Here is a 16,326-nt window from a genome sequence, read left to right on the forward strand (position 1 = left end):
GATCCATAGATCGGAAATCGACTCATGATCAACCTCCCACGTATCGTCAGCACCGAACCGGTGCTTCCCCAGCACCGCTATCCGCAACAGCAACTCACCGACGCCTTCGCCGATTTCGTCGGCGTACAAGGGCTGAAGCAGGGCCTGTTGCGCAAGGTGCACGGCAACGCCGGCGTGCAGTACCGGCATCTCGCCCTGCCGATCGAGAAGTACGCGGATCTGCACGACTTCGACACCGCCAACGACGCGTTCATCAACGAGGCCACCGCGCTCACCGACACCGCGCTGCGTCGCGCCCTCGAGCACGCGACGGTCGAGCCCGGCGAAGTGGAGTTGATCATGACCGCGACCACCACCGGTCTGGCGGTGCCGTCGCTGGAGGCGCGGATCGCGCCGGCGGCCGGGATCCGTTCCGACGTCAAACGGCTGCCGGTGGTCGGACTGGGCTGCGTGGCCGGTGCCGCCGGGGTGGCCCGGGTCGCCGACTACCTGCTCGGCCACCCGGATGCTGTCGCGGTGCTGCTGTCGGTGGAGTTGTGCTCGCTGACCCTGCAGCGGGCGGACACGTCGACGGCCAACCTGATCGCCAGCGGACTGTTCGGCGACGGTGCGGCCGCGGTCGTGATGGCCGGAGCGCGGCGCGCCGCCGAACTCGCGCCGGGCGGACTCGCGCCCTCCGGTCCGGCGCCACGGGTGGTGGCCGGCCGCAGCCATCTCTACCCGCACACCGAACGCGCGATGGGCTGGGACGTCGGAGCCAGCGGCCTGCGGATCGTGCTCGGTGCCGAGATCCCCGACCTGGTCCGATCCGAGTTGCGGGCCGACGTCGACGGGTTCCTCGGTGATCATGGTCTGTCGGTGCCGGAGATCGACTTCTGGGTCTGCCATCCGGGCGGGCCGAAGGTGTTGCAGGCGGTCGAGGAGACGCTCGACCTTCGTGACGGACAGCTGGACGTCACCTGGGAATCGCTGACCGAGATCGGCAACATCTCCTCGGCCTCGGTGCTGCATGTGCTGGCGGACACGCTGCGCCACCGGACGCCGCGGCCGGGCTCGTACGGGTTGATGCTCGCGCTCGGCCCGGGCTTCAGCCTGGAAATGGTTCTGCTGCAGGTGTGAGCGTGGCTGCACACAACTGGTGGTTCACTCTGCTGGTGCTGCTGGTGGCAGCCGAACGCCTGGCCGAGCTGAACGTCGCCCGGCGGAACCGGCGCCGGGCGCTGGCCGCCGGCGGGATCGAGTACGGGGCCGGTCACTACCCGATCATCGTGCTGCTCCAGATCGGGCTGCTGGCCGGCAGCATCCTCGAGAACTGGCTCCGCGATCCCCCGCTGCGGCCCGCGCTCAGCCTCACCATGCTGATCGTGGTGCTGCTGGCGCAGGGACTGCGCTGGTGGTGCATCAGCACGCTCGGCCCGCAGTGGAACACCCGGGTCATCGTCGTCCCGGGACTCGGCCGGCGGCGGCGCGGCCCCTACCGGCTGCTGCCGCATCCGAACTATCTCGCAGTGGTCGTCGAAGGGTTCGCGTTGCCGCTGGTCGGATCGGCTTGGATCACCGCAATCGCTTTCAGCACAGGGAATGCGGCGATTCTCGCCTGGCGGATCCGGGTCGAGAACCAGGCGCTGCGACGGCTCTGACGAGATCGGGCGCAAGAACACGGCCCGCACCCGGCGGAACCGGATGAGGGCCGCGCTCCTTGCGGCGACACTGTGTGAAGGCTGGGCTGGTGTCGCATGCAATTTCCGCCACTGCGCAATGAGTGGCTCGTTGGGGTCAGTCTGCTCCGGGCCGGATCATCAGGTCAAGATGTCCGGGCCATCTGGTGCGGACTGGATTGCCGTTCTGGTACCCCGTTGCCGCGATCACTAACGCAGCTGCCCGACCGGCTGCTCGGTTTGCGGCGGCGTGCCCGGGGTACCGATGCGCACATGAGCGATCAGCGTCCCGGTTCCGAGGTCCCTCGCGGGTTCGGCGCACCGGTCGCCTGGGTCGCCGGAGCGTCCCGGGGTCTCGGGCTGGCGCTGGCCCGCGAACTCGGTCTGGCCGGCTATCGGGTGGTCATCACGGCCCGGACCGCGGCCGACCTGGAACGCGCCCGCGAACTGCTGCAGGCCGACGGCGTCTCCGTCCGCACCATCGTGCACGACGTCCGCGACCCCGTCGCCGCTCGCGACGTGGTCGCCGAGGTCGAGGCGACGTGGGGATCGATCGACACCGTGATCGCCGTCGCCGGATTGATGAAGGTCGGGCCGCTGCCGCAGCGGGCCGAGGACTACGACCAGTCGATCGACATCATGTTGCGCGGTCCGATCAACGTGGTGCACGCCGTGCTGCCGTCGATGCAGGTACGAGGTGACGGCCGGATCGGCATCGTCACCTCGATCGCCGGGCTGATCCCGGTCCCGCATCTGGTGCCCTACACGGCCGCGAAGTTCGGTGCGCTTGGCTTCAGCCGCGGCCTCACCGAGGAACTGCGCGGCAGCGGCATCTCGGTCAGCACCATCATCCCGGGCCTGATGCGGACCGGCGGACACTGGCATGCGGACTACAGCGGTCAGCCCGGCAACGAGTACGCCTGGTTCACCGCACTGTCCGCCCTCCCGGTCATCTCGATCGAGGCCGACCGGGCCGCCAAGATCATCGTCGGCGGGGTGCTGCGCGGCCGCAGCAAGATCATCTTCACCCTGCCGGCCCTGGCGGGTGATCTGCTCTACCGACTGTCACCGGAGGCGGTCGGGCTGCTGCTGGGCTGGGCCGGCCGGCTGCTGCCCGGGCCGGGCGATGATCAACAACCCGGATTCCGGGCCGCCCGCGGCGTCACCTCCGACGCCTTCACCCGGATCACCGGCCCGGCCCGCCGCGCCGTACGCCGTTGGAATCAACAGGGTGCCCACCAGAGCGGCGGCGACGCATCCGGATCCTGAGCCCGGATGCACGCTCAGCCTCAGCCGAGGTAGTGATCCAGTGCTGCGGTCAGCCGGCCGCGGAAGCGCCGGCCGAAGTCATTGTCGCCGTCGACGGTGAGGACGGCCAGGTAGGCGAAGATGCGCCACAACTCGCGCCGCTCGGCAAACCCGGGATCGATCGGCGCGATCTCCTGGTAGCCCGCCCAGGTCTGCGGCGGTACCGGCGAGAAGTAGTCCAGCAGCGCCAGGTCCAGTTCGGGATGGCCGAAGTAGGGCGACGGGTCGATCACCACCGCACCCTTGGCCGTACTGACGAAGTTGTGATGCTGGGCGTCACCGTGCAGCAACCGCGGCGAGGTCCGGGGACCGGCCAACTCCGGCAGTCGGCCGACCAGCGTCTCCATCCGAGCCACCGTCGCGGCATCGATCGCGTCGGCGTCGCGGGCGGTGCGTAGCCACGGCAGCACCCGGCGGACGGCATAGAACTCCGTCCACTCGTCGGAGTCGACCGGACGGTTGTCCTGCGACAGCGGGCCGAAGTAACCGTCCTCGGTGCTGCCGAACGTCTCGCCGGTCACCCGATGGATGCGTGCCAGCGCGCGTCCGATCGCTCGCCAGTCCGCCGGGTGCCGATCGGCCCGTTCGTCCAGCGCCTGCACCAGCATCACCGCCGAGCCGTCCGGAAGCTCGACGCGTCCGCCGGCCACCGGCGCCGGGACGTCGACGCCGGAGCGATCACCGATCAGTCTCAGCCCGTCGAGTTCGACGCCGAGTTGAGCCGCACCGTCGGCCCCGGCGGCGTGCTTGGCGAAGACGGCGAATCCGTCATCGCGCAGTACGAGGGCCGGATGGGACGCCCGATCGGCGAGGTCGGTCCACGACCCGACCCGCCAACTGCGCCCGAGGTCGGCCGACACCGCCGCCTCGATCAGTTCCCGGGTAGCCGGCTGCAACAGCGGATGGGACATCTGCGCGAGTATAGGAACCGCGATGACTGCAGTCACCCACGAGAAGGAGCCCAGATTGCCCCAGCCGGATGCAACCGAGCCGCAGCCGACAGTTCCGAAGCAGGGCCGCACCGTCCGACCGGTACGGCTGCGGATCGGCGTGGCGCTGATCCTGTTCTGGTGGCTGCCGTTCTGGATCCTGTCGGCGCCGATCGCCGACCTTCTCGGCGGGCCGAGCAGCGGCCCGTCCGTTGCCACCGTGACCGCCGTCATCGTGGTGGTACAGACGCTGGCCGGCCTGATCGGCCTCGTCGCCGCAGGAGCCGAGGTGAAAGCGATCCTGCACAACTCCACCAAGCGGCAAGCCATCAAGATCGCCTGGTCGGTCCTCATCCACGGCAAGATCCCCGAACACGATCAGGGCTCCGCGTCCGGCAGCGACGCCGCCGAGCCGCCGACGTCATGAGCACAAGGCCCGGTGAACACAATCACCCGCTCATGGACCGAAATCGCGGCGCGAACGGCGATATCGGGCGATCAGCGGGTGATGGTGTTCACGGCGGGTGGCGAGCCTCAGCTGTTGCGCAGCGCGGAGATCAACTCGGACTTGCTCATCGAGGATCGGCCGTCGATCCCGACCTCCTTGGCCCGCTGGTACAGCTCGGACTTGGACCAGTCGTCGTAACTGCCGGAGTTGCCGCCCTTCTTGCCGACCTTGGAGCGCGAACTCTTGGCGGCCTGATTCGCGATCCGAGCTGACTTCTGCTTGCTGTTGCCCTCGTCTCGCAACCGCTCGTACAACTCGTCGTCCTTCACGCTGGGTCCCGGTTTTCTCCCCGGCATGTCATCACCCCATCACGGTTGGTCTGCGGACTGAGTCAACCGTGGAGATACCCGGTCGTGCTCTGGTGTAACTGCGTCGATGTGTAACGAGCCCGCCGGTTGGGTACCCGAACCGGTGGATCTCGGGTCGAGTGTGGAGGCGATGCATCATGCGATCTGGGGCGATGGGACGAGTCCGCCGGGCGGCGTACGAACTGATCGTCTGGTTCGCCGCCGGCGTGCTCACCTGGATCGTCACCTTGTCCTCGGCGTCGCCGGCGGAGCTGGTGGCCGGCGCGGGGGCGGCGGCGCTGGTCGCCGTGCTCGCGCGGGCGGCTCGGCGGGCGATGGGACTGGCCTGGAGACCTGTCGCCGACTGGCTCCGCTGGGTAGCGCTGGTGCCGATGGCCGCCGCACTGGACGTCGGCCGAGTGCTGGGCTGGCTGATCGACTCGCTGCGACACGGGCGCCCGGACGTCGACCCGTCGCAACGTCTGGTACGCCGCCGGTTGCTGTCCGGCGAGGACGCCGCGACTGTGGCCCGCCGGGTCGGCGGCGTCCTCGCCGTCTCTGCCACCCCGGGCGCGATCGCCGTCGACCAGGACCCCGGCACCCGCACGGTGCTGCTGCACCAACTCGTCGGTGGCTGGCCCGATCTTGACCGCCGGGCGACCGAGTCATGATCTGGGCCGAGGCATGATCTGGGCTGGGGCGATCGTGCTGCTCGCGGTGCTCGGGCTGGCACCCGGCATCGCCCGGGCCGCGTCCGGCAGCAGCCTGCAACGGCTGATCGGGCTGCAACTGGTCAGCGTGGTGATGATCATGATCACGGTGGCGCTGTCGATGATGTCGGGGCAGAGTTCCTACCTGATTGTCCCGCTGGTGCTGGCGGTCGTCTCGCCGACCGGTGTGCTCGTCTTCACCCGGCTGCTGCGTCCGCACGGCGAAACGGATCGGCAGGAGTGATCCGATGCAAACCGTGATCACGATCTTGATAGTGCTCGCGCTCGCGGCGGCCGCGCTGACCGGACTCGGCGTGCTGCTCGCTCGCACCCCGCTGGATCGGCTGCATTTCCTTGCCCCGTTGGGAACTCTCGGCGTCCTGCTGTTCGCCGCGGCCGCGGTGTTGATGACGGGCCCGACGCTGAGCAGCGTGCTGATCGGTCTGACCGCCGTGATCACGGCGGTGTCGAGTTCGGTCCTGGTGGTGGCGGTCGGACGTGCTTTGGCCGACGAGGCCGGCATCGACGTCGGGGAGTCGCCGGAATGACCGTCGTGATCATGGTCGCCCTGACCCTGGTGTTGATCGGGGCCGCGTTGGTGGTCTTCACCCGGTCGACCGCGCGGCAGGCGGTGCTGCTGGCGGTGTACGGATTGCTGCTGGTGTTCGTGTTCCTGGCGATGCAGGCACCCGACGTGGCGCTCAGTCAGTTGGCGGTCGGCACCGCGGTGGTGCCGTTGATGGTGATGCTCACCATCCGCAAGATCTCCGCCCTGCACCGCGATCGGAAGGATCGCCGATGACGCCGCGGGTGCGCTTGGTGATGCTGCTGGTCGGCCTGGCCGGCGTGGTCGTGATGCTGGCGACCGCGCTGCCCGAACTGCCCGGTTTCGGTGGCCACACACACCCGTACCGCGATCGGGCGATGACGGCCGCGTACCACCAGTCCACCGCCAACGCGGTCGCGTCGGTGAACTTCGACCAGCGGGCCTTCGACACCTTCGGCGAGGAAACGATCTTGATCGCCTCGGTGATGGGGGTGGCGGCCCTGGTCCGCCGGCTGCCCGAGGAACAACGCCGGGAGCGGAGGCAGCGGGGACACGTCCTGGAGTCGACACGCTGGGCGGCCACCGTCTTCCTGCCGCTGACCGTGCTGCTCGGTGCCGACGTGGTCACCCACGGCGCGATCACGCCCGGCGGCGGTTTCCAGGGCGGCGCCATCGCGGCCACCGGCATTCACCTGCTCTATCTGGGCGGCCGTTACCGACTGCTGGAACGGCTGCGGCCGCTGGCCCTCTTCGAGGTCACCGAGGCCGCCGGACTGGCCGGCTTTCTCGCAGTCGCGGTCACCGGCCTCGCGGTCGCCGGCTCGGTGCTCGCCAACTTCCTGCCGCGCGGGCAACTGACCCAGCTGCTCTCCGCCGGCACGGTCCCGGCGCTCAACTTCGCGGTCGGTGTGGCGGTCGCCAGCAGCATCATCCTGCTGATCGCCGGCTTCCTGGAGCAGGCGCTGGCCATCACCGGCCACCGCTCCGACTCGCAAGCCGACGACGAGGCGGCTTCATGAGCTATTACCCGTACGCGGTGGGGTTGGCGATCGTGCTGCTCGGCATCATCGGGATCGCCCGCAGCCGCGATCTGGTCCACGCCGTGGTCTGCCTGTCCATCTCCCAGTCCGGGACGTACGTGTTGCTGCTCGCCGTCGGCTTCGACCGGGGCGGCGTGGCGCCCATCTTCGGCTCCACCGTCAGCCGCTCCACCCGAGTCGTTGATCCGGTCGTCCAGGCGCTCACGCTGACCGACATCGTCGTCTCGGCAGCCGTCACCTCGATGCTGCTGGCAGTGGTGCTGCAGATCGCCAAACGACGCGACACCGTCGACCCCGATCAACTGCGTTCCCTCGAGGGCTGAGCCGTGACGGCAGCCACCGCGGGGCAACTGCTGCCCCTGTTGATCTTGCTCCCGGTGACCGGCGCCACCCTGCTGCTCGGGCTGGGACGCTACCTGCCGCACGGTCTGGCCTGGGGCATCGCGATCGTCACCGTCTGCCTGAACGGCGGTGCGGCCGCGGTCGGCTTCTCGATGGCCGGGCATGCGCGCTTGGTCGGCTGGCTCGGCGGCTGGCGGCCGGACGGGGCGGCCGGCGTCGTCGGGATCGCGCTGGTCGGCGACCGGGTGAGCCTCGGTCTGATCCTGGTCGCGGCCGGTCTGATCGTGGCGGCGCTGATCTTCTCCTGGCGCTACTTCACCACCCAGCCGCATCACTTCCACGCTCTGATGCTGTTCTTCCTGGCCGGCATGGTCGGCTTCGCGTTGGCCGGCGACATCTTCACCATGTTCGTCTTCTTCGAGCTGATGGGCGTGGCCGCGTACGCCCTGACCGGGATGAAGGTGGAGGATCCGTCGGCGCTGCAGGGGGCGATCAACTTCGGCATCGTCAACTCGCTCGGCGCCTATCTGACCCTGGTCGGCGTCGCCGTGATCTACGCGCACACCGGCGCGCTCAACCTGGCCCAGCTGTCTCAGATCCTTCCCCAGCAAGGAAAAGCCACCCTGGTCGTCGGCTTCGTGTTGCTGATCGCGGGCTATCTGGTGAAGGCGGCCATCGTGCCATTCCACTTCTGGTTGGACGATGCGCACGCGGTCGCTCCGACGCCGGTGTGCGTGCTGTTCTCCGGGGTGATGGTGGAGCTCGGACTGTACGGCGCGGCCCGCGTCTACCGGATCGGATTCTCCTCCACCGAACTGGCCGCGGGAGCCCATCAGCTGTTCTTGATCATGGGGCTGGTGACCGCCGGACTCGGTGCGCTGATGTGTCTGCTGCAACGGAATCTGAAGCGCCTGCTCGCCTACTCCACGATCGCCCACCTGGGAATCTTCCTGACCGTGTTGGCATCCGGGACGGCCGACGCCTACGGCGGCCTGATCGTCTACCTGATCGCTCACGCGGCACTCAAGGGCGCCTTGTTCCTGTCCGCCGGGATGATCTTGAACCGATTCCGCAGCGTCGACGAATTCACCCTGCTGAAACGACGCACCGTCGAATCCGGCCGGGACCGGGCGCTGGCGATCACGTTCGCGATCGCGGCGCTCGGGCTGGCCGGTGTTCCGCCGATCGGCGTCGGCCTGGGCAAGGCGCTTGCCGAGACGGCGATGACCGAGCAAGGCGCCTCGTGGGCTCCGTACTTCATGATCATCATCAGCGCGTTGACCGCCGGCGCCGTGCTGCGCAGCGGCGCCCGGATCTTCCTCGGCATCGGTGCGGTCCGTGACGACATCGAGGCCGAGGCGATGAGCGGGGACGAGGAGTTGTTGGAGATCGAGGTCGGCGACCGTGTGCCGATGACGATGCTGGCCCCGGCATTGGGATTGTTGGCCTGCTCGTTCGCGGCCGGGCTGCTGGGTCGGCTGCCGACGGTCGCGACCCGGATGGCGGCCCAGTTCCTCGACATCCAAGGCTACGTCGACGCCGTACTGCACGGCGCCACCGGATATCGACCCGAACCGGAAACGGCACCGAGTTGGGCGCTGGGCAGTGTGCTGACCGCGTTGCTGTCGGTGCTGGCCGCCGGCGTCGTCTGCGTGCTCAGCCTGTACCGCGACCGGCTGCCGGCGCCGGTGCGTCGCGGTGCGCCGCTGTTGGCGCCCGCGCGGGTGCTGCATCGACTGCATTCCGGCCGGATCGGCGACTACGCCGTCTGGCTGCTGATCGGCATCGGCGGGGCCGCCGCGCTGGTCGCGGTCTGACCGGGGTGATCCGGCTTGATCCCGTTCATCGCGGCGGGCGCTGGGTACGGCAGCAAAACGTAGTCGATCGCGACGCAGTCGATCAAGGATTTCGAGGAGGGTACGAGATGGTTTCGAACGTCGGCCCGGACGGCAGCGGACATCCTGGTGAGGGCGCCGAGGCACCTCCTGCGCCGGGTCGACCGGCCAGTCGACCGCCGGCTGTGCAGGAGCCGACCGAACCGGCCCAGCCGTTGCCGCCCAAGGACGACCAGACCGACCTCAATCCCCCGACGGCGACCGGCGTCGCCTCGGCACAGCAACCCAGCGACCAGGGCCAGCAGGGGGCGTACCTGACGACGGCCCAGGGCGCCAGGTTGCGGGACACCGATCACTCGCTCAAGGCCGGTGAACGCGGACCGACGCTGCTGCAAGATCATCATCTGCGGGAGAAGATCACCCATTTCGATCATGAACGGATCCCCGAGCGGGTCGTGCACGCCCGCGGAGCTGCCGCGCACGGCGTCTTCGAGGGCTACGGTACGGCCGACAAGATCACCAAGGCCGGCTTCCTGGCCAAGGGAAAGCAGACTCCGGTCTTCACCCGGTTCTCCACCGTGCTGGGTTCACGCGGCTCGGCCGACACCGTACGTGACACCCGCGGGTTCGCGACCAAGTTCTACACCGACGGAGGAACCTTCGACCTGGTCGGCAACAACATGCCGGTCTTCTTCATCCAGGACGGCATCAAGTTCCCCGACATCATCCACGCCGGCAAGCCGCATCCGGATCGGGAGATCCCGCAGGCCCAAAGTGCCCACGACACCTTCTGGGACTTCGTCTCACTGCACACCGAGGCGCAGCACCACACCATCTGGAACATGTCCGATCGAGGAATCCCGCGGTCGTTCCGGATGATGGAAGGCTTCGGCATCCACACCTTCCGCTGCATCAACGCCGAGGGTGCCACGACCTTGATCAAATTCCATTGGAAGCCGAAGCTCGGTGTGCATTCGCTGACCTGGGAGGAAGCGCAACTGGCCTGCGGAATGGATCCCGACTTTCACCGTCGTGATCTTGCCGATGCGATCGAGGCCGGTGCGTTTCCCCAATGGGAGTTGGGCATCCAGGTGTTCGAGGACACGCCGGAGCAGACCTTCTCCGGCATCGACCTGCTGGACCCGACCAAGATCGTTCCGGAGGAGCTGGCGCCGGTGCAGCCGGTCGGACTGCTCACGCTGAATCGCAATCCGCTGAACTACTTCGCCGAGACCGAACAGGTCGCGTTCCATCCGGGCCATCTTCCGCCGGGCATCGACGTCACCGACGACCCGCTGCTGCAGGCGCGGTTGTTCTCCTATCTGGACACCCAGATCACCCGGCTGGCGGGTCCGAACTTCTCCCAGATCCCGATCAATCGGCCGCACGCACCGGTCAACGACATGTTCCGCGACGGCTGGCATCAGGATGCGGTGCACAGCGGCGTCGCGCCGTACCGGCCGAACTCGCTCGACGGCGGCTGCCCCTTCACCGCCGGTGTCGAGGACGGCGCGTTCATCGACGTCGAACTGAAACTGCCGCAGGCAGCGACCAAGCTGCGCGATCAGCCGGCGTCGTTCGATGATCATTTCAGCCAGGCACGACTGTTCTGGGTCAGCATGTCGCCGGCGGAGAAGGACCACATCATCAGTGCGTACGCCTTCGAGCTCGGCAAGTGCTACGAAAAGGCGATCCAGGAACGGCAGCTGCGCTGCCTGGCTCGGATCGACGCCGAACTCTGCGGCGAGGTCGCGTCACGGCTTGGACTGCCGGCGCCGTCGCCGGAGGAGTCTCCGGCCGAGGTGGACCCCAGCCCGGCACTCAGCCAGGCCGGACATCGGTGGCCGGTCGACGGCCGCAAGATCGGGGTCGTGATCGACGTCGATCAGCCGCCCGAGGACATCGCCGGGATCTGCCGGTGGATCGCCGACCAGGGAATGGTCGGGTTGCCGATCGCAGCCCACGGCGGTGCCGTCAACGGTCAGCCGATCGAACGGACCTTCGCCACCTGCCGCTCGATCGAAGTCGACGCGCTGTTGCTGGCGGGATCGCCCCCGCCCGCGCCCGATGCTCCGGTTCCCGCCGGTCAAGCGGGCAGCGGCAGTCAGCAACTCGACCCCCGGGTGACGGTGCTGATCGACGAATGCTTCCGGCAGTCGAAGGTGATCGGCGTCGTCGGCGCGGGCCGGACCGCCTTCGATCAAGCCGGCCACCACCCCGGCCCCGGCGTCGTCACCGGCGAGGACGCCGTCGCGGTCCTGGGCGAGATCACCGACCAACTCGCCGCCCACCGGGTCTGGTCCCGCTACCGCCCCGACCAGCCCTCTCCCGCCTGACGGGTGATCAGAGGATCGGGCGCCCGCCGGTTACGGCGATGCGGGCGCCCGAGACGTAGCTGCCTTCGTCGGATGCGAGCAGGACGTAGACCGGGGCCAGCTCGGCCGGCTGTCCCGGACGTTCCAGCGGCGCCTGCTGGCCGAAGTTCTCCACCTTCTCCTCCGGCATCGTGGACGGGATCAGCGGCGTCCAGATCGGGCCGGGGGCGACGCTGTTGGCGCGGATCCCGCGTTCGGCCAGCAGTTGAGCCAGCGACGCGGTCAGATTCGCGATCGCCGCCTTGGTTGCCGCGTACGGCGCCAACGTCGGCGACGGCGCGTCCGAGTTCACCGAGGACGATCCGATGATCGACGCGCCCTCGCTCATGTGCGGCAGCGACGCCTTCACCAGATGGAAGTAGGCGCTCAGGTTGGTGGCGATGGTGTAGTCCCACTCCTCGTCGCTGATCTCTTCCAGCGTCGGGTGGGTCATCTGGTAGGCGGCGTTGCTGACCAGGACGTCGATCCGGCCGAACTCCTCCACCGTACGGGAGATCAGTGCACGGCAGTCGTCGACCTTCGACAGGTCCCCGGCGACCAGCACGGCCCGACGACCGGCCTTGCGTACCCAGTCGGCGGTGTCCTCGGCATCCTCGTGCTCGTTCAGATAGCTGATCACCACGTCGGCACCCTCCCGGGCGTACGCGATGGCCACCGCCTTGCCGATCCCGCTGTCGGCTCCGGTGATCACGGCGACCTTGTCCTGCAATCGCCCCGACCCGGTGTAGCTGTCCTCGCCGTGATCGGCCTTCGGCTGCAGTTCGGCTTCGACGCCGGGCGGCTGCTGTTGCTGCGCGGGCTGGCTCATGATCAAACTCCTTGTTCGATGTCCAACGCTCGATGTCTGAGCAGCCCTTTACCCCTCCGGTACGACGGCAACCGGCCACCTGCTCGGCATACCGCAGCGTGGATCGGATCCGGCTGGGTACGACGTGGTCATGAACAGAGGAATCATCGGAACCATCATCGGCATCCTGGTCATCATCATCCTGGTGATCGTCATCCTGCAGCTCGTCTGACCAGGTCGGACCACTCCCCTGCTCGACCGGCGGTCGGCGTACCCGCGTGCGGCACGTCGACCGCCGACGTTTCCCAACCACGGCGGCCATCCACGCGCGATCGCCCCGACACCCCGGACGTTCCCCAACCACGGTTGCCATCGCACGCCCGGAATGCCGACTCGGCACGGTTCCTAACCACGCGTGCCATCCGGCCCACCAACTCGGGGTCAAGCCCTCCGGCACCGTGTACGTTTTCCCACCACAGTTGGCATCTGCAAGTGACCCAGCCCGAAAGCGCGTACGTTTCTCGACCAGTGTTGGCTTTTCGCACTCATAGCACGTCCAGCGCCCGATCGGCCCGAATCCGCAGGTGAATGCCCAGCGACGAGGTGGGTAAGGGCCGGACATGGCTGAACAGAACGTGAAGTACACGACTCCGGGCATGGAGAAGAAGGATGCCGAGCAGATCATCGACATCCTGCAGAAGCGGTTGAACTGCTACAACGATCTCCAGCTGACACTCAAGCATGTGCACTGGAACGTGGTCGGGCCGCACTTCATCGCCGTACACGAGATGATCGATCCACATGTCGAGGAAGTCCGCGCGATGGTCGACGCGACCGCCGAACGGATCGCCACGCTGGGTGGTTCGCCCCAGGGCACGCCGGGATCGCTGGTGGCCGACCGTACCTGGAACGACTACGAGATCGGCCGGGCGACCACTCAGGAACATCTGGCGGCACTCGACGTCGTCTACCGCGGCATCATCGCCGACACTCGCACGGCGATCGAGGACCTCGAGTCGCTGGATCCGGTCACCCAGGACATGATCATCGCGGACGCCCAAAAGCTGGAGTTGTTCCACTGGTTCGTCCGGGCGCACCTGGAGGATCCGAGTGGCCGGCTGAGCACCACCGACGGGTCGTCGAACAAGAGCCGGGCCACATCAAAGAGTTCGTGATCGGGACGAAGAGTTCGTGATCATGAATCGAGGCCAACGGCGCGGTTGATCTTGGTGCCGTCCTGCGCACCGAGCCGCGTCCAGCCGGCCACCACCACACGCCGCCGGCATCGCGGACCTCCTCGATGACCGCCGACCTGATTATCCACAGCGGCGCTGGGAACTGAGCAGACATGGACCCGGACGCGACGTTCCCGCCGCACGCGCTGCGCCAATATGCCCTGCTCGCCGACGGCGAACGGGGTGCCGTCATCGGTCCCCGCGGCGACATCGCCTGGTTGTGCGCGCCGCGCTGGGACAGCCCGGCGGTGTTCTCCTCCCTGCTCGGCGGCAACGGCCTGTACGCGGTGACGCCGACGGCCCGGTTCGTCTGGGGCGGCTTCTACGAGGACCGGTCGTTGATCTGGCGGTCCCGCTGGGTCACCGTCGACGGCATCATCGAGTGTCGGGAGGCGCTGGCGATGCCTGGCGACTCCGATCGCGTCGTCCTGCTGCGGCGAATCCTGGCCGTCGACGGCGACGCGGTGCTCCAAGTCAGGCTGGACCTGCGAGCAGATTTCGGCCGGAAAGACCCGAAGCTGCGGCGCGGGCACGGCATCTGGTCCGGCACAGCCGCGCAGATCTGGTCCGGCACCGCCGGGGACCTGGAGTTGCGCTGGTCGGGCGGAGGCGACGCCCGGCCCGATCGCACCGGCGCCCTGGAACTGGAGTTGAAGGTCCCGGCCGGCCGGCATCACGACCTGATCCTGGAGATCGCCGACGGCCCGCTGCCCGACCAGCCGCCCGATCCCGACCAGGCCTGGCGCAGCACCACGCAGACCTGGCGCGCCGAGGTCCCGGCCCTCGACGACGCGATTGCCGCCCGGGACGCCCAGCACGCCTATGCCGTCCTGCGCGGAATGACGTCGGCCACGGGCGCAATGGCGGCGGCGGCCACCACCAGCCTGCCCGAACGTGCCGAGCAGGGCCGCAACTACGACTATCGCTACGCCTGGATCCGCGACCAGTGCATGGCCGGGCAGGCGCTGGCGGCCACCGGTGCGCCGGAGCTGTTCGATCGCCACGTCGACTTCGTCGTCGATCGGGTGCTGGCCGACGGCGAACGCCTGCGACCGGCGTACACGGTCACCGGCGAGCAGATCCCGGACGAGGAGGTGCTCGACGTCCCCGGCTACCCCGGCGGTTACAGCGTCACCGGCAACCGGGTGAATTCGCAGTTCCAGCTGGATGCGCTGGGCGAGACGCTGCTGTTGTTCGGCGCGGCCGCCACCGCGGATCGGCTGACCGCCGACGGGTGGCGGGCCGCCGAGATCGCGGCGGCAGCGGTCGAGAAGCGGTGGCGAGAACCCGAAGCGGGCCTGTGGGAACTGGAGAATCGGCAGTGGACGCACAGCCGGCTGATCTGCGTGGCGGGTCTGCGTGCGGTCAGCGCGTTCGCTCCGGAGCCGGCCCGGGGCAACGCCTGGCTGGCGTTGTCGGAGCGGATGCTGGCCGAGACGTCCGCCGCCGCGTTGCATCCCTCCGGCAGCTGGCAACGTGCCCCCGACGACGAGCGGGTGGACGCCGCCCTGTTGCTGCCGCCGCTGCGCGGCGCCCTCCCCGCCGATGATCCGCGCACCCTGGCCACCCTCCGTACGGTGCAGGAGGAACTGGCCAGCGACCATTACCTATACCGCTTCCGGCAGGACTCACAACCACTCGGCGACGCCGAAGGCGCCTTCCTGCTCTGCGGCTTCACGATGGCGATGGCGCTGCATCAGCAGGGCCGACAACCGGACGCGATGCGCTGGTTCGAGCGCAACCGGGCGGCGTGCGGTCCGCCCGGCCTCTTCAGCGAGGAGTACGACGTACGCCAGCGCCAGCTGCGCGGCAACCTGCCGCAGGCCTTCGTGCACGCACAGCTACTGGAGGCCGCCGTCCGGCTGGGTAAACCCTGGCCGGCCGGAGGCGGCGCGATCGGAGCGCCGTGAATCGGGTGCCGGTGAGCCGGCGGCGGTCAGTGAGCCGATTGGGCCGGTTGCGGCCGGACCCTGGCGAACTCGCGGGTGCGGACTCGTCGCGTTGCCGGCATACGGCTGCGGTGCCGGGTGATGTCCATCCGCAGGTTCTTGGTGATCTTCCGCAGCCGTCGCGACACCGACATCTGGCTGATGCCCAGTTCGGCCGCGATGGCCGACTGCGAAGAACCTTCCTCGAACCGCATCCGGAGCAGGTTCCGGTCCTGCCGGGACAGTCGCTGGCAGGCAGCCTGGACCTCGCCGAGCAGCTGACGACGCTCCTCGGTGTCCTCCACCTCCTCGAAGCCCGGGTCAGCCGCGCCGATCACGTCGGCGGCACCGACCATCCCCTCGGTGGTGTCCAGCGATGCCGAGCTGAACGCGTTGCTGCGCATCGCCTCCAGCACCTCGGCGCGATCCGCTCCCAGCCACTGGGCGATGTCGGCCACACTCGGCGTCGCCGACTGCTGCTGGGCCAGTTCGGACCAGGCGGCGGCCACCTCGCTGTGCAACTCCTGCAGCCGGCGCGGAGGCCGCACCGTCCAGCAGTGGTCGCGGAAGTGTCGTTTGAGTTCACCGGTGATCGTCGGCACCGCGAACGGAAGAAACGCGCCGTTGTCCGGCTGGTAGCGATGCACGGCTTGCATCAGGCCCATCCGGGCCACCTGAATCAGATCGTCGAGGTCCTCACCGCGGGAGCGATAGCGGCGTGCCAGCGAGTCGGCGATCGGCAGATTGAGCTTCACCGCCAACCCCAGCAACCGCTGGCGTTCGGGCTCTGACAGTCCCGGCTCCTTCGCCTGGGTCAACAGCTCTGAGGTGCGCCGC

General features: G+C 68.5%; 18 protein-coding genes. 14 read left to right on the top strand and 4 right to left on the bottom strand.

The window, feature by feature from the left end; translation table 11 throughout:
* Positions 1-24 precede the first annotated feature (24 nt).
* The 3 genes from FOE78_RS17545 (at position 25) to FOE78_RS24455 (ending at position 2,927) form a co-directional block, all read left to right on the top strand.
* Complete coding sequence (locus FOE78_RS17545) at positions 25-1,119, top strand: type III polyketide synthase (protein WP_143987436.1); 1,095 nt, start codon at positions 25-27, stop codon at positions 1,117-1,119.
* A gap of 2 nt (positions 1,120-1,121) precedes the next feature.
* A complete protein-coding gene (locus FOE78_RS17550) occupies positions 1,122-1,640 on the top strand; it encodes an isoprenylcysteine carboxyl methyltransferase family protein (RefSeq protein WP_143987437.1) in 519 nt (172 codons plus the stop codon).
* Positions 1,641-1,931: 291 nt separating this feature from the next.
* Entirely contained in the window at positions 1,932-2,927 is a 996-nt protein-coding gene (locus tag FOE78_RS24455; protein ID WP_168207567.1) for an SDR family NAD(P)-dependent oxidoreductase, read from the top strand.
* A 20-nt stretch (positions 2,928-2,947) separates the two neighbouring features.
* On the opposite strand, the gene FOE78_RS17560 is transcribed toward FOE78_RS24455, so the two are convergent.
* Complete coding sequence (locus FOE78_RS17560; RefSeq protein WP_210414650.1) at positions 2,948-3,877, bottom strand: fructosamine kinase family protein; 930 nt, start codon at positions 3,875-3,877, stop codon at positions 2,948-2,950.
* A 22-nt stretch (positions 3,878-3,899) separates the two neighbouring features.
* On the opposite strand from FOE78_RS17560, the gene FOE78_RS17565 reads away from it, so the two are divergent.
* Positions 3,900-4,322, top strand: coding sequence for a hypothetical protein (locus FOE78_RS17565; protein WP_143987439.1), 423 nt, complete (start codon positions 3,900-3,902; stop codon positions 4,320-4,322).
* Between the two features lie 107 nt (positions 4,323-4,429).
* Here the strand turns inward: FOE78_RS17565 and FOE78_RS17570 are convergent, their stop codons facing one another.
* Positions 4,430-4,699 carry a DUF7218 family protein gene (locus FOE78_RS17570; RefSeq protein ID WP_143987440.1) on the bottom strand — a complete coding sequence of 90 codons (270 nt, stop codon included), beginning with the start codon at positions 4,697-4,699 and terminating at the stop codon, positions 4,430-4,432.
* 149 nt (positions 4,700-4,848) lie between these two features.
* On the opposite strand from FOE78_RS17570, the gene FOE78_RS23905 reads away from it, so the two are divergent.
* From FOE78_RS23905 to FOE78_RS17610, 8 genes are all read left to right on the top strand, one after another.
* Positions 4,849-5,361: a hypothetical protein gene (locus FOE78_RS23905; protein ID WP_210414651.1), complete on the top strand. Its 513-nt coding sequence runs from the start codon at positions 4,849-4,851 to the stop codon at positions 5,359-5,361.
* A gap of 13 nt (positions 5,362-5,374) precedes the next feature.
* Positions 5,375-5,644 (top strand): monovalent cation/H+ antiporter complex subunit F, encoded by a 270-nt coding sequence (locus FOE78_RS17580; RefSeq protein WP_143987441.1) that lies wholly within the window; start codon positions 5,375-5,377, stop codon positions 5,642-5,644.
* 4 nt (positions 5,645-5,648) lie between these two features.
* Positions 5,649-5,948 carry a hypothetical protein gene (locus FOE78_RS17585; RefSeq protein WP_143987442.1) on the top strand — a complete coding sequence of 100 codons (300 nt, stop codon included), beginning with the start codon at positions 5,649-5,651 and terminating at the stop codon, positions 5,946-5,948.
* Positions 5,945-6,202: a Na(+)/H(+) antiporter subunit B gene (locus FOE78_RS17590; RefSeq protein ID WP_143987443.1), complete on the top strand. Its 258-nt coding sequence runs from the start codon at positions 5,945-5,947 to the stop codon at positions 6,200-6,202. The genes FOE78_RS17585 and FOE78_RS17590 overlap by 4 nt, the downstream gene beginning before the upstream one ends.
* Positions 6,199-6,966: an MnhB domain-containing protein gene (locus FOE78_RS17595; RefSeq protein ID WP_143987444.1), complete on the top strand. Its 768-nt coding sequence runs from the start codon at positions 6,199-6,201 to the stop codon at positions 6,964-6,966. Before FOE78_RS17590 ends, FOE78_RS17595 begins: the two co-directional genes overlap by 4 nt.
* Positions 6,963-7,310 carry a sodium:proton antiporter gene (locus FOE78_RS17600; RefSeq protein WP_143987445.1) on the top strand — a complete coding sequence of 116 codons (348 nt, stop codon included), beginning with the start codon at positions 6,963-6,965 and terminating at the stop codon, positions 7,308-7,310. Before FOE78_RS17595 ends, FOE78_RS17600 begins: the two co-directional genes overlap by 4 nt.
* A 3-nt stretch (positions 7,311-7,313) precedes the next feature.
* A complete protein-coding gene (locus FOE78_RS17605; RefSeq protein WP_210414652.1) occupies positions 7,314-9,146 on the top strand; it encodes a complex I subunit 5 family protein in 1,833 nt (610 codons plus the stop codon).
* A gap of 107 nt (positions 9,147-9,253) precedes the next feature.
* Positions 9,254-11,500, top strand: a complete 2,247-nt coding sequence (locus FOE78_RS17610; RefSeq protein WP_143987446.1) for a catalase — start codon at positions 9,254-9,256, stop codon at positions 11,498-11,500.
* Positions 11,501-11,507: 7 nt separating this feature from the next.
* Here FOE78_RS17610 and FOE78_RS17615 read toward each other — a convergent pair whose 3' ends face one another.
* A complete protein-coding gene (locus tag FOE78_RS17615) occupies positions 11,508-12,347 on the bottom strand; it encodes an SDR family oxidoreductase (RefSeq protein ID WP_143987447.1) in 840 nt (279 codons plus the stop codon).
* 599 nt (positions 12,348-12,946) lie between these two features.
* Here FOE78_RS17615 and FOE78_RS17620 point away from each other — a divergent pair.
* Positions 12,947-13,501 carry a Dps family protein gene (locus FOE78_RS17620; protein ID WP_143987448.1) on the top strand — a complete coding sequence of 185 codons (555 nt, stop codon included), beginning with the start codon at positions 12,947-12,949 and terminating at the stop codon, positions 13,499-13,501.
* Positions 13,502-13,674: 173 nt separating this feature from the next.
* Positions 13,675-15,471, top strand: coding sequence for a glycoside hydrolase family 15 protein (locus FOE78_RS17625; protein ID WP_143987449.1), 1,797 nt, complete (start codon positions 13,675-13,677; stop codon positions 15,469-15,471).
* 26 nt (positions 15,472-15,497) lie between these two features.
* Here the strand turns inward: FOE78_RS17625 and FOE78_RS17630 are convergent, their stop codons facing one another.
* Positions 15,498-16,244 carry a sigma-70 family RNA polymerase sigma factor gene (locus FOE78_RS17630; RefSeq protein ID WP_168207568.1) on the bottom strand — a complete coding sequence of 249 codons (747 nt, stop codon included), beginning with the start codon at positions 16,242-16,244 and terminating at the stop codon, positions 15,498-15,500.
* Between the last annotated feature and the right edge of the window lie 82 nt (positions 16,245-16,326).

The sequence above is a fragment of the Microlunatus elymi genome, from assembly GCF_007362775.1.
GTDB classification, from domain to species: Bacteria; Actinomycetota; Actinomycetes; order Propionibacteriales; family Propionibacteriaceae; genus Microlunatus; species Microlunatus elymi.

Coding starts and splice junctions, on each gene's coding strand:
- FOE78_RS17545 (WP_143987436.1), top strand. CDS start 25: ATGATCAACCTCCCACGTATCGTCAGCACCGAACCGGTGCTTCCCCAG.
- FOE78_RS24455 (WP_168207567.1), top strand. CDS start 1,932: ATGAGCGATCAGCGTCCCGGTTCCGAGGTCCCTCGCGGGTTCGGCGCA.
- FOE78_RS17560 (WP_210414650.1), bottom strand. CDS start 3,877: ATGTCCCATCCGCTGTTGCAGCCGGCTACCCGGGAACTGATCGAGGCG.
- FOE78_RS17565 (WP_143987439.1), top strand. CDS start 3,900: ATGACTGCAGTCACCCACGAGAAGGAGCCCAGATTGCCCCAGCCGGAT.
- FOE78_RS17570 (WP_143987440.1), bottom strand. CDS start 4,699: ATGCCGGGGAGAAAACCGGGACCCAGCGTGAAGGACGACGAGTTGTAC.
- FOE78_RS23905 (WP_210414651.1), top strand. CDS start 4,849: ATGCGATCTGGGGCGATGGGACGAGTCCGCCGGGCGGCGTACGAACTG.
- FOE78_RS17580 (WP_143987441.1), top strand. CDS start 5,375: ATGATCTGGGCTGGGGCGATCGTGCTGCTCGCGGTGCTCGGGCTGGCA.
- FOE78_RS17585 (WP_143987442.1), top strand. CDS start 5,649: ATGCAAACCGTGATCACGATCTTGATAGTGCTCGCGCTCGCGGCGGCC.
- FOE78_RS17590 (WP_143987443.1), top strand. CDS start 5,945: ATGACCGTCGTGATCATGGTCGCCCTGACCCTGGTGTTGATCGGGGCC.
- FOE78_RS17595 (WP_143987444.1), top strand. CDS start 6,199: ATGACGCCGCGGGTGCGCTTGGTGATGCTGCTGGTCGGCCTGGCCGGC.
- FOE78_RS17600 (WP_143987445.1), top strand. CDS start 6,963: ATGAGCTATTACCCGTACGCGGTGGGGTTGGCGATCGTGCTGCTCGGC.
- FOE78_RS17610 (WP_143987446.1), top strand. CDS start 9,254: ATGGTTTCGAACGTCGGCCCGGACGGCAGCGGACATCCTGGTGAGGGC.
- FOE78_RS17615 (WP_143987447.1), bottom strand. CDS start 12,347: ATGAGCCAGCCCGCGCAGCAACAGCAGCCGCCCGGCGTCGAAGCCGAA.
- FOE78_RS17620 (WP_143987448.1), top strand. CDS start 12,947: ATGGCTGAACAGAACGTGAAGTACACGACTCCGGGCATGGAGAAGAAG.
- FOE78_RS17625 (WP_143987449.1), top strand. CDS start 13,675: ATGGACCCGGACGCGACGTTCCCGCCGCACGCGCTGCGCCAATATGCC.